This is a genomic window from Microbispora sp. NPDC049633 (genome assembly GCF_040675265.1).
In the GTDB taxonomy this organism is placed as follows: Bacteria; Actinomycetota; Actinomycetes; order Streptosporangiales; family Streptosporangiaceae; genus Microbispora; species Microbispora maris.
Window position 1 is genome coordinate 1 of record NZ_JBFAOO010000211.1, and the last position, 12192, is coordinate 12192.

The 12192-nt window shown below is 70.4% G+C and carries 12 protein-coding genes; 11 read left to right on the forward strand and 1 reads right to left on the reverse strand.

What is annotated here, in order from left to right:
* The 5 genes from AB0J39_RS33455 to AB0J39_RS33475 form a co-directional block, all read left to right on the forward strand.
* Positions 1-927, forward strand: a 927-nt coding sequence (locus AB0J39_RS33455) for an ROK family protein (RefSeq protein WP_363472086.1), incomplete at its 5' end; no start/stop codon positions are given.
* Positions 924-1820, forward strand: a complete 897-nt coding sequence (locus tag AB0J39_RS33460; protein WP_363472088.1) for a polysaccharide deacetylase family protein — start codon at positions 924-926, stop codon at positions 1818-1820. The genes AB0J39_RS33455 and AB0J39_RS33460, both read left to right, overlap by 4 nt.
* Positions 1817-3130 carry an MFS transporter gene (locus tag AB0J39_RS33465; RefSeq protein ID WP_363472090.1) on the forward strand — a complete coding sequence of 438 codons (1314 nt, stop codon included), beginning with the start codon at positions 1817-1819 and terminating at the stop codon, positions 3128-3130. The genes AB0J39_RS33460 and AB0J39_RS33465 overlap by 4 nt, the downstream gene beginning before the upstream one ends.
* 177 nt (positions 3131-3307) lie before the next feature.
* A complete protein-coding gene (locus AB0J39_RS33470) occupies positions 3308-4066 on the forward strand; it encodes an SGNH/GDSL hydrolase family protein (protein ID WP_363472092.1) in 759 nt (252 codons plus the stop codon).
* Between the two features lie 162 nt (positions 4067-4228).
* Positions 4229-4369, forward strand: a complete 141-nt coding sequence (locus tag AB0J39_RS33475) for a Beta-galactosidase C-terminal domain (protein ID WP_363472094.1) — start codon at positions 4229-4231, stop codon at positions 4367-4369.
* Here the strand turns inward: AB0J39_RS33475 and AB0J39_RS33480 are convergent.
* Positions 4307-5404, reverse strand: coding sequence for a LacI family DNA-binding transcriptional regulator (locus tag AB0J39_RS33480; RefSeq protein ID WP_363472096.1), 1098 nt, complete (start codon positions 5402-5404; stop codon positions 4307-4309). The two genes, AB0J39_RS33475 and AB0J39_RS33480, sit on opposite strands and share 63 nt — an antisense overlap.
* A 363-nt stretch (positions 5405-5767) precedes the next feature.
* Here AB0J39_RS33480 and AB0J39_RS33485 point away from each other — a divergent pair, with 363 nt between their 5' ends.
* The 6 genes from AB0J39_RS33485 to AB0J39_RS33510 form a co-directional block, all read left to right on the forward strand.
* The gene (locus tag AB0J39_RS33485; RefSeq protein WP_363472098.1) at positions 5768-6760 is read left to right on the forward strand and encodes an ABC transporter permease subunit; all 993 of its coding nucleotides are present in this window, start codon (positions 5768-5770) and stop codon (positions 6758-6760) included.
* Positions 6757-7629 carry a carbohydrate ABC transporter permease gene (locus tag AB0J39_RS33490; RefSeq protein ID WP_363472100.1) on the forward strand — a complete coding sequence of 291 codons (873 nt, stop codon included), beginning with the start codon at positions 6757-6759 and terminating at the stop codon, positions 7627-7629. The genes AB0J39_RS33485 and AB0J39_RS33490 overlap by 4 nt, the downstream gene beginning before the upstream one ends.
* A gap of 51 nt (positions 7630-7680) precedes the next feature.
* A complete protein-coding gene (locus tag AB0J39_RS33495; protein WP_363472103.1) occupies positions 7681-9339 on the forward strand; it encodes an extracellular solute-binding protein in 1659 nt (552 codons plus the stop codon).
* Between the two features lie 70 nt (positions 9340-9409).
* A complete protein-coding gene (locus AB0J39_RS33500; protein WP_363472106.1) occupies positions 9410-10948 on the forward strand; it encodes a hypothetical protein in 1539 nt (512 codons plus the stop codon).
* On the forward strand, positions 10945-11664 hold the full coding sequence (locus AB0J39_RS33505) for a hypothetical protein (RefSeq protein ID WP_363472109.1): 720 nt from the start codon (positions 10945-10947) through the stop codon (positions 11662-11664). Before AB0J39_RS33500 ends, AB0J39_RS33505 begins: the two co-directional genes overlap by 4 nt.
* On the forward strand, positions 11651-12192 hold a 542-nt coding region (locus AB0J39_RS33510), incomplete at its 3' end, for an alpha-glucuronidase family glycosyl hydrolase (RefSeq protein WP_363472112.1). The genes AB0J39_RS33505 and AB0J39_RS33510, both read left to right, overlap by 14 nt.

Sequence of the window (12192 nt, forward strand, 5' to 3'; positions counted from 1 at the left end):
CGCGCAGCGCGGGGCGATCCGGTAGAGGGTCGCGGCGGGCCCGCGGCGGGTGGTGTCGGCGCCCGACGCAAGGTGGCGGACACGGCGGCGACGGTGGCGGCGCTCGCCGTGGAGTGCGCCGAGCGGGCCGGGACCGAGCCGGACGCCGTCGGCCAGGCCGTCGTCGGCGTGCCCGCGGTCGTGGCGCGTGACGGCCGCACGGTCAGGCGGGCGTACGGGCTGCCGCAGGGCGGCCGCGGCCTGGCCGAGGCCATCGAGCGCGACCTGCCCGTCCCCCTGCTGCTGGAGAACGACGTCAACCTCGCCGCCGTCGCCGAGCAGCGGTTCGGCTCGTGCGCGGACGTGGCCGACTTCGTGCTGCTCGGCGCCGGGGTCGGCCTCGGCGCCGGGATCGTGCTCGGCGGCCGTCTCCATCGGGGATTCGCCGGGGGAGCGGGCGAGGTCGGGTTCCTGCCCCATCCCGCCACCGAGCTCGGCACCGAGGTGATCGGCGCCCGCCGCATCGCCGAACAGGCGAGGCAGGCCGGCATCGAGGGCAGCCCGTCCCCGCGCGAGATCTTCGAACGCGCCAGGGGCGGCGACGAGAGGGCGCTGGCGGTCGTCGACGCGACCGCCCGCAGGATCGCCCACGTGGCGGCCTCGATCGCCCTGGTGATCGAGCCGGAGCTGTTCGTGCTCGGCGGCGCGTTCGGCGCCAGCGCCGACCTGCTGCTCGGGCGCATCCGCCGTCACCTGGCCAGGGACGCCGCGCCGCTGCCGATCAGGATCATCGCGAGCGGCGTCCCCGAGGACGCGGTGCTGCGCGGCGCGGCCTGGCTGGCCCGCCAACGGGCGCGGGAACGCGCCTTCGCCGCCGTCACCGGCGGGCGGCCGTACGACACGGACCTCGGCGGCCCCGCCGAATCCGGGAAAGGGGACATCACGTGAACCTCGCGCAACGGCTCGGCGCCGGACCGGAGGACCGGCTGCTGATCGTGAACGCCGACGACTACGGCATGTGCCGGGCGGCGAACACCGGCATCGGCTCCCTGCTCGCCGCCCGCGCCATCAGCTCGGCGACCGTCATGACGCCGTGCCCGTGGGCCCCCGACGCGGTCCGTACGGCTGTCACGGGCGGCTACGACGTCGGCGTCCACCTGACGTTCACCAGCGAGTGGGAGGGATACCGGTGGGGGCCGGTGACCCGCGACCGCGCGGTGCCCTCGCTCGTGGACGACGCCGGCTACTTTCCGGCCGACTCCCGCACGGTGGAGGAGCGGGCCGACCCCGAGGAGGTCCGCGCGGAGATCGGCGCGCAGATCCGCAGGGCCGTCGCCCTCGGCCTCGACCCGTCGCACGCCGACAACCACATGGGCAGCCTGTACGGCCTGGCCACGGGCAGGGACTTCCTCGACGTGGTCTTCGCGGCGTGCGCCGAGCACGGCCTGCCGTTCCGGCTGCCCCGGACCCTCGACGGCATGGGCCTGCCGGAGGAGCTGGAGCCGTTCGCGCGGGCCAGGGCCGAGGCCGCCGACGCGGCGGGCGTGGTTATCCTCGACCGGCTGTGGACGCTGCCCTTCGAACTGGCCGAGGGGGAGACGTACGAAACGGTCCGGGACGACATGGCCGGTCTGATCCGGGCGTTGCGCCCCGGGGTCACCGAGATCTACATCCACCCGTTCGAGGACACCGGCGAGCTCCGGCAGATCATGCCGCACCACGCGAAGCGCGGCATGGAGCTGCGTCTGTTCACCGATCCGCAGGTCCGCCGCGCCATCGAGGAAGAGGGCGTCCGGCTCATCGGCTGGTCCGACCTGCGCACGCTGCAGAGAACCCGATGACGGGCTCGACGAGGCGCGGTCAGGTGCTGGCGTACGGCGCGGGCAACCTGTCGGTCAACCTGCTCAGCCAGGCGTTCGCGACCTTCGCCACCTTCTACTACGTGGACCACCTGGGCGTCGACCCGTCGCTCATCGGCGTCGCCATGGTGATCCACGGCATCGTCAACGCGGTGCTCAACCCGCTCGTGGGGCACGTCTCCGACCGGACGCGCACGCGCTGGGGCAGGCGGGTGCCGTACATCGCGATCGGCATGGCGCCGCTGGCCGCGGCGTTCACCATGATCTGGATCCCACTGGTGGACGGCCCGACCCCGAGGTTCTGGTATTTCCTCATCGCGGTCCTCGTCTACGACGTGCTGTTCGTCGTCGTGGTCCTGAACTACGTGGCGCTGTTCCCCGAGATGTTCACCACCATCGCCGAGCGGGCCGCCGCCGCGTCGTGGCGGCAGATGTTCGCCATCGTCGGCATGATCGTCGGCGTCGCCGCCGCGCCCCTGCTCTACGGCGCGATCGGATGGGCCGCGATGGGCGTGTCCTTCGGTGTCGTCGCGCTGGCCTTCTTCGCGCTGTCGCTGCGCGGCTCGGCCGAGCGAACCCACCCGGAACGCGAGAGATTCGGGTTCCTCACCGCGCTCCGCCACACCCTCGCCAACCGCGCCTTCGTCACCTACGTCACGGGCAGCTTCCTGCTGCAGCTCACGTTCGCCCTGCTGCAGGCGGGCATCCCGTTCTTCACGAAGTACGCCCTGGGCGAGGCCGACTCCGCCAACACCGTCATCCTGGGCGCGGTGTTCGTCACCGCGATCCCGATGGTCTACGTGTGGAGCCGGGTCACCACCCGCCTCGGCCCGCGGCGGGCGATCCTCGCCGCGATCGTCGTGTACGGCGTGGCGCTCGTGCCGTTCCTGCTCGTCGGGACCCTCGCCCTCGCGGCGGTCACCGGGGCCGCGGTGGGGGTCGGGATCGCGGGCATGCTGGTCCTCCTGGAGATCCTGCTCGCCGAGGTGATCGACGACGACGAGCGCAGGACGGGCGCCCGGCGTGAGGGGATGTATTTCGGGATGAACGGGTTCATCGTCCGCTGGGCGGTGTCCCTGCAGGCGGTGATCATCACCGTCGTGCTGGCCCGTTCGGGATATCGCAACGGGGCCGCGGCCCAGCCGGACTCCGTTGTCACGGGGGTCCGGCTGATGATGGGCCTGGTGCCCCTGGCGGTGCTCGCGGTGGCCTTCGGCTGCTTCCTGCTCTATCCGCTGCGGACGGGTGCCGGCCGCGGCGACGGGAGCGCCCTCGTCCCGGCGGAGAACTGACCAGGAGGAAGCGGCCCGGAAGATGTGACCACTTCGTCCGGATGCCTTCGGCATCCCCTTTACTCCAACCGGATGAATCCCCAGACTTGACGACGTCCCTCAGGAGCGCTGACGCGCACCTCGGATCCGGAGCGTCCGGCGACGCTCCGGCGCTCCGCACGCCGGCACGGAACGGGGATGCCCATGGTGAGGATGCCGCGCCTGGTGATCGGGCTGGCGGCGGTCCTGACGGCGCTCCCGGCGCCGGTGATGGGGACGCTGTCCGCCACCGGTGCGGCCGTCGCGGAGTCCAACGGGGGAGTGCGGGTGATGCCGCTCGGCGACTCGATCACCGATGGTTTCACCGTGCCCGGCGGCTACCGGATCGACCTGTGGCGGAAGCTGGCGGCCGGCGGGCACCGGGTCGACTTCGTGGGGTCGATGTCCAACGGGCCGGCGAGCCTGGGCGACCACGACCACGAGGGCCACTCCGGCCTGCGCATCGACGAGATCGACGCCGGCATCGTGAGCCGGCTGCGTACTCACACACCGCGTACGGTCCTGCTGCACATCGGGACCAACGACGTCTACCAGAACCCGAACGGCGCGTCCTCCCGCCTGGCCACCCTGATCGACCGCATCACCGCCACCTCCCCGGAGGCCGAGGTGTTCGTGGCGACGATCATCCCGCTGTCCGGCGCCGACGCGACCGTCCGCTCGTTCAACGCGGCGATCCCCGGCATGGTGCGGACCAGGGCGGCCGCCGGGCGCCGCGTCCACCTGGTCGACATGTACGGCGCGCTCACCACCGCCGACCTCGCCGACGGCGTCCACCCCAGCGCCGCCGGCTACGCCAAGATGGCCACGGTCTGGTACGACGCCCTGCGTTCCGTGCCCGGCAGCCTGAGCGACGGCACCCCCGGCCCCGCCCCAGTCCCACGCTGCTCCAGCCCGTGACGCCCACTGGTCCCGCCGGTCCGCGGCCGAGGTGACGACCTGATGACCCCGCACAGGAGCTCCCGATGACAGACGCTCGCATGCGCGCCCTCCGGGACCGCCTCGGCGGCCTTCCAGTTCGACCTGTTCCGCTCGCTCAAGGGCGGCCTGCCGTGGCTGCTGATGGAGCAGGACTCCGGGACGCCCGTCACCGTCCCGCTGGAAAGCGGAGGCACGGACCTCCTCACCGGCCGGCCGGCGTCAGGGGAGATCACCCTGCCGCCCCTCGGGGCGGCGGTCGTGCGGCGGGCGCGGCAGGCGTGAGCGCGGTCCGGCCCCCGGCGGGGCCGTGCTCTCCCGCACGACGAGCTCGTTGGCGAGGTCGATCCTGCTCGTGGCCGGTTCCACGCCGCGGGCCAGGTCGAGCAGCATCTGGGCCGCGACCGTCGCCATGTCGCACAGCGGCTGGCCCACCGTGGTGAGGGCCGGCTCGACCCAGCCGGCGACGGGCACGTTGTCGTAGCCGACCACCGACAGCTCCCCGGGGATGTCGAGGCCGAGCCGGTGCGCCGCGCGCAGGACGCCGAGCGCCTGCAGGTCCGACCCGGCGAAGATCGCCGTCGGCCGGTCGGGGCGCGACAGCAGGTCCATGGCGTGCTCGTACCCGGCGTCGACGTAGAAGTTGCCGTACCTGACGAGGCCGGGGTCGACGGTGAGCCCCGCCTCGTCGTGGGCGACCCGGAACCCGGCGACCCGTGCCCTGCTGCACATCACGTCCTTCGGACCGGAGACGACCGCGATGCGGCGGTGGCCCAGGTCCAGGAGATGACGAGTGGCGAGCAGGCCGCCGTCCCAGTTGTTCGAGCCGACCACGGGCACGGACTCGGCGATCTCGCCGTCGGTGTCGACGACGACGAACGGAACCTGCGCCCGCCGCAGCTTCTGCTGCTGCGACTGCGACGGGCTGGACATGACGAACAGCACGCCGAGGGGGCGATGGTCGAGCACGCCGTCCAGCCACTCCTCCGATGGCCGGTGCGCTCCCTTTAGCTGGGACAGGACGACCTCGATCCGCGCGGCGGAGGCGACGGTGTCGACCCCTCGGATGATCTCCATCGACCACATGGAGTTCAGCTCGTGGAAGACGAGGTCGATCTGCCCCTTGAGCGGCCTGCGGCGGAGGCGGCGGCGGTACTGGTGGCGGGCGAGTCCGGCCTCGACGCGTTCGCGCGTCTCGGGCGACACGTCGGGGCGGCCGTTGAGGACCTTGGAGACCGTGGTCACCGAGACGCCGAGCTCCGCGGCGATGGACGCGATCGTCGTGGGGCGAGAGCCGCGGGCTGGAGAAGGGCTGGTCATCGCTCCGCTCACTGTTTCCGAAATTTTCGCGAAACTCTAACACCGAACGGCGCCCAATATAAGGCGAGACCAGGCCAGAAGTAACGCGTTGAATGCGGCATGACGACGGCTGACTCCCCTCTTGACGAGGCCCTGGCCTCAGCCTATATTTCCGCAATATTACTGAGGATCACCGAAATTTTCTGTCGCGTCGCCTGCGCGTACCGCGTCGTCCGGCGTGGGTGGCGGCGTGGTGACGGCGTGGGTGACACGGCGGTGCCGCAGCCCTCGCGGCCCCGGGCGCGGGGACGGCCACGAGCGGTGGCCGCGGCCGTCGGCGTGATCTGTCGGCGTGATCTGTCGGAGGGCACCGGAGGCACAGGAATGAGCACCACCAGAACGATCGACGTGTCACCGGGCGCCGGGGATCCCGGCCGTGCGAGACCCGGTCCCTCCCGTGCGCCACGGCCGCCGAAACGGACCTGGCGTCAGGCGCTGCGCCGCGACTGGCAGCTGTACTCGCTCGCGGTCATTCCGCTGTTGTTCTTCCTGATCTTCCGGTACCTGCCGATGATCGGCAACGTCATCGCCTTCCGCAAGTTCCAGCCCGGCGGCAGCGTGCTGGGCGAGGAATGGGTCGGCCTGCGGTACGTGAAGATGTTCCTGAACGACCCGTCGTTCTGGCAGGTGTTCACCAACACCGTGGTCATCGGCGTGCTGACCCTGCTGTTCTGCTTCCCGACGCCGATCGTGCTGGCCCTGCTGATCAACGAGCTGCGCGGCCGGCGCGTCAAGCGGTTCGTCCAGTCGGTGTCCTACCTGCCGCACTTCCTGTCGATGGTGGTCGTGGCCGGTCTCGTCATGGAGATGCTGTCGGTGGACGGGCCGGTCAACCAGCTCCTGCGCGCGATGGGCAACGATCCCGTGGCGTTCCTGCAGGAGGCGGGGTGGTTCCGCACCATCTACGTCTCCTCCGAGATGTGGCAGACCGTCGGCTGGGGGACGATCATCTACCTCGCCGCGCTCACCACCATCGACGAGCAGCTGTACGAGGCGGCCCGGATCGACGGCGCGAGCCGGTGGCGGCAGGTCTGGCACGTGACGCTCCCCGGCATCCGGCCGACCGCGGTCACCCTGCTGATCCTCAACATCGGCACGTTCATGGCGGTGGGCTTCGAGAAGATCCTGCTGCTCTACAACCCGCTGACGTACCCCACGGCCGACGTGATCTCGACGTACCTGTACCGGATGGGGATCGTGTCCAACAGCTTCAGCTACGCCGCGGCGATCGGCCTGTTCGAGGCCGTGATCGGCCTGTCCCTGGTCCTGTCGGCGAACCTGATCTCCCGGCGCACGGTGGGGACGAGCCTGTGGTGACCGTCGACAGGACCCGGGGCTACCGGGTGTTCCGCGCGGTCAACGCGGTCATCCTGACCGGCGTCGTGATCGTGACCCTCTACCCCTTCGTCAACATCGTCGCCCGGTCGCTCAGCGACGAGTTCGCCATCCGCGCAGGCAAGGTCAACCTCGTCCCGGTCGGGTTCACCTTCCGGACGTACGAGTTCGTGGCCTCCGACCCGACGTTCTGGACGAACTACCGCAACACCGTGGTCTACACGGTCGTCGCCACGGCCATCGCGATGTTCATGACCACGTGCTACGCGTACGTGCTGTCGAAGAAGCACCTGAAGGGCCGCACGTTCCTGATCGGCATCGCGGTCTTCACGATGTTCTTCTCCGGCGGGCTCATCCCCAACTACATCCTGATCTCCAGCCTCGGGTTCAAGGACAGCATCTGGGCCATCGTGCTGCCGAACGCGATCAGCGTGTTCAACCTCCTGGTGATGAAGGCGTTCTTCGAGGGCCTGCCGGCCGAGCTGGAGGAGGCCGCCGCGATCGACGGCATGAGCACGTACGGCGTCCTGCTGCGGATCGTGCTGCCGCTGTCGAAGGCGGTGCTGGCGACCATGGTGCTGTTCTACGCGGTGTCGTTCTGGAACTCGTGGTTCGCGGCCTTCCTCTACATGAGCCAGTCCGACCTGTTCCCGGTGACCGTCTACCTGCGCAACCTCATCGCGGGGGCCACCACCGGCACGTCCGTCGGCGCCGACGCCACCGACATGACCGTGGCCACCAACATCAAGGCCGTGACGATGGTGCTCACCGTCATCCCGATCCTGGTGGTCTATCCCTTCATCCAGCGGTACTTCGTCAAGGGCGTCATGCTCGGCGCGGTCAAGGGATAGCCGCCCTCGATCGTTGTCACCCCCATCACCAGGGAAAGGACCCCACTCTCCATGTATGAGATCAACCGGCGCCAGGCGATGGTCGCCGCGGGAGCGTTCCTCGCGCTGGCCGCCTGCAGCACCAACGGCGACTCCGGCGAGAAGAAGAACGGCGACGCCCTCGCGGCCAACCGCAAGGGCGCGATGGCCGACTACGGCGTCGGCAAGACGTTCAAGGCCACCGCGCCGCTCTCCTTCACCATCCTCTACAACAACCACCCGTTCTACCCGATCAAGAACGACTGGTTGTTCTGGTCCGAGCTGACGAAGCGGACCAATGTGACGCTGCAGCCCAACGTGGTGCCGCTCAGCGACTACGAGAACAAGCGCAGCCTGCTCATCGGCGCCGGTGACGCACCGATGATCATCCCGAAGACCTATCCGGGTGCGGAGGCCGCGTTCGTCGCCTCCGGGGCCATTCTTCCGGTCAGCGACTACATCGACCTGATGCCGAACTTCAAGGAAAAGATCGCCAAGTGGAACCTGCAGCCCGACATTGACACGCTCCGCCAGGCCGACGGCCGTTTCTACCTGCTCCCCGGTCTCCACGAGGACTACTGGGTGGAGTACACGATGGCGATGCGCGCGGACGTCCTCGAGAAGCTCAAGCTCGAGATCCCGCAGACGTGGGACGAGGTGCACAACGCGCTGAGGGCGATCAAGAAGGAGTACCCGGACTCCTACCCCTTCTCCGACCGGTGGGGGAAGGTCTCCACGCCGGGCGGGCCCCTGATGAACTACCTCGGCACGTCGTACGGCGCTCCCTGGGGCTGGGGATACGTGGGCGGCACGACGTGGGACGCCGCCGCTCAGAAGTTCGTCTACGTGGGCGCCCTGGACCAGTTCAAGCAGGCGCTGCAGTTCCTCAACACGCTGGTGACGGAGAAGCTGGTCGACCCGGAGAGCTTCACGCAGACCGACGAACAGGCCATCCAGAAGCTGGCGTCCGGCAAGTCCTTCGCGATCAGCACCAATGCGCAGACGCTGGTCAACGAGTACCGTCCACCGCTCAAGAAGGCCGACCCGAAGGCCAGGCTCGTCAAGATCCCCGTGCCCATCGGGCCGCTCGGCCCCATCAAGGTGGGCCCCAACACCACCCGGCTGGAGAACGGCATCATGATCTCCAAGAAGGCCCGGGACAGCGAGAACTTCGTCGCGATGATGCAGTTCATCGACTGGCTCTGGTACTCCGACGAGGGCCAGGTGTTCGCCAAGTGGGGCGTCGAGGGGACCACGTACAACAAGGGCGCCTCCGGCAAGTTCGAGCTGGCGAAGGACGTCGACTTCGTGGCGCTCAACCCCGGTGCGCCCAAGCACCTGCAGAAGGACTTCGGCTTCTCCAACGGCGTGTTCGCCTACGGCGGCAGCACCGAGCTGCTCCAGTCGACCTTCTCCGAGGAGGAGATCGAGTGGCAGAACATGATCAACGCCAGGAAGGCGATGCCGGTGGCGCCGCCCCACCCCCTCACCGACGAGGAGCGCGAGCAGGCCACGCTGCTCGAGACGCCGCTGAAGGACCACGTCAGCCAGAACATGCTCAACTTCATCCTGGGCAAGCGGAGCTTCGACGAGTGGGACGCGTACGTCAAGGAGCTCGAGGCGAAGAACATGTCCTCCTACATCAACCTCGTGAACGGCGCGTACGAGCGCTACAAGAAGGAGCACGGCTGACCGGCGTGGGCCGGCCGTGCCTGTCCCACGGCCGCCCCGCGTCCGCCGCGACGGTGAGCGAAGGACGATGATGCACGACCCTGCCCCCGATGAACCCCGCACGAGCCGCTTCCCGGACGCCTGGCGGTTCTGCGTCGGCACCGGCCGCTTCGACCTGGCCCTGCGCCGGGACTACCAGGAGTCGCTGGCGCTGGTCCAGCGGGAGATCGGCTTCCGGCACATCCGGGGGCACGGGCTGCTGAGCGACGGCGCCGGCGTCCACCGGCCGTACGTCCACCATGGCGCGCGGCACGTGCGGCACGCGTTCACCTACGTGGACCAGGTGATCGACGCCTATCTCGACCTCGGGATCGCGCCGTTCCTGGAGCTGGGCTTCATGCCCTCCGGCCTCGCGTCCGGCGACGAGACCGTGTTCTGGTGGCGCGGCAACATCACCCCGCCGCGCGACTGGCGCGAGTGGGCCGCGCTGGTGCGGGCCACCGTGACGCACCTGATCGGCCGGTACGGCCTGGAGCAGGTGCGCACCTGGCCGATCGAGGTGTGGAACGAGCCCAACCTCAAGGAGTTCTGGCTCGACGCCGACGAGGACGCCTACCACCGCCTGTACGAGGTGACCGCGAACACGATCAAGGACGTCGACGCCTCGCTCCAGGTGGGCGGGCCGGCCATCTCTCCCGGCTCCGACGAGTGGCTGGTGCGCTTCGCCGAGTTCGTCGCGGGCCGGTCCCTGCCGATCGACTTCGTCAGCCGGCACGCCTACACCTCCGGCCCGGCCCGGCATGTGCCGTTCGGCGTGCACCAGACGCTGGCCCCGCCGTCGCGGCTGCTGGAGCAGTTCGCCACTCCCCGGCGTCAGCTGCGGGGAGGTCCGCTGGCGGACCTGCCCGTGCACATCACCGAGTTCAACTCCTCCTACCGGCCCGACAACCCGATCCACGACACGGCCTTCCACGCGGCGTACCTCGCTCCCGTGCTGGCCGCCGGGGGAGACCTGGCCGACTCCTTCTCCTACTGGACCTTCTGCGACGTGTTCGAGGAGGTGGGCGTGCCGGCCTCGCTGTTCCACGGCGGGTTCGGCCTGCTGACCCACCGCCAGATCAAGAAACCGGCCTATCACCTGTACGCGTTCATGGCGCGGATGGGCGAGGAGGTCCTGGCCCGCGGCGAGGACCACCTGGCCACGAGGGACGGCGACGGCCGGGTCACCGTGCTGGCGTGGGCGCCGGTGGACGTCACCGGCGGCCCGCCGGTGGACGGGCACACCGTGCGGCTGTCGGTCCCGGTCGCCTCCCCGTCCGGCAGGGCCTTCCTGCTGCGCTCGTCGGTGAGCGAGGAGAAGGGCAACGCCTGGCGGGCGTGGTGCGAGATGGGCCGCCCGGCGTCCCCCACCCTCAGGCAGCTCGACCTGCTGCGGGAGGCCGCCGAGCCGGTCCGCGGCCATCGCGGCCTGCCGATCGAGGACGGGCACGTCCGTCTGGACATCGTGCTCGACCGCCACGAGGTCACCCTGCTGGAGATCACGCCTGTGGTGGACGAGACCCCGCCCTGGGAAGAGGGGCAGGACGAGCGGCGCCTGCTCGGCCTGGACGACCATGGAGGCGCCCGATGACCGAGACGACGATCCGGCGGTTCGGCCAGGGACCGCTCTCGCGCGTCTCCGCGCTGGTCTACACCCTGCTGGTGGTCGAGCTCCTGCTGCTGGCCACCACCCTGCCCGGCCTGGCCGGGCTCGTCCTGCTCGGCCGTGACGCCGCCAACATCCCGCTGGCCGCGGCCTGCGCGCTCCCGGCCGGCCCGGCGCTGTCCGCCGCGCTGTACGCGGTGCACCGCCGCAGGCCGGACCTGACCGACCTCCACCCGGCGTCCGCGTTCTGGCGCGGCTACCGGATGAACGCCCGCGGGGTGCTGAAGCTCTACGTCCCGTGGCTGGCGGGACTGACCGTCCTCGGATCGACGCTCGCGAACTTCGGCGCGGCCGGCGTCCCGGGCTGGTGGGCGACCCTGCTGGTCGTCGTCGCGCTCGCGACGGCCCTCTGGGGGGCGAACGCACTCGTGATCACATCGCTGTTCGCGTTCCGGGCGAGGGACGTCGCCCGCCTGGCCGCCTACTTCCTGTTCTCCGCGCCCCGTGTCGCGCTCGGCACCGCCTGCCTCCTCGTCGTCGCGGGCGGCGTCACGCTGGTCGCCACCGAGGCCGCGCTGACGCTGCTCGGCTCGGTGTTCGCGTCGGCGCTGCTGCTGAACAGCCGGCCGCTGATCGCCGAGGTCACGGAGAAGTTCACCGTACAGGGCGACACCCCGGAGAGGTCTCGTGACGATTCCTGACGCCGTCCACGCCGCGTGGCTGCCGCCCGAGGCGCTGCGGGCGATCGGCTCGCGCCACACGCTCGTGCTCGGCGAGGGGCGCCTCGTCGGCACGGTCCATGACGAGGTGGTGCGGGCCTGCGCGCGGTACGGCGGACGCGTGCGCCGCGCCGGAGCCGGGCCGTACGACCTCGTGCTCGCGCTCACGGCGGCGCAGCCGCTGCCGGAGGCGGCGGCCGAGGTCCTCCCCGCTGCGGCGATCGGCGACGAGGGATACGTGATCGCACGCCGGGACGGCGTCACCGTGGTGCTCGCCGACGAGCCCGCCGGGCTGCTCTACGGCCTGTTCCACGTCGTGCGGCTCGGCGAGGAGGCGTTCGCCGGCGAGCGGCCCGCCGAGCACCACCGGCCGGCGACGCGGCGGCGCATGCTCGACCACTGGGACAACGTCGACGTGCACCCCGTGATGGGCCAGGTCGAGCGTGGTTACGCGGGCGGGTCGCTCTTCTGGCGCGACGGCGCCCCGCGCGGCGACCTGGCCCGGGTGTG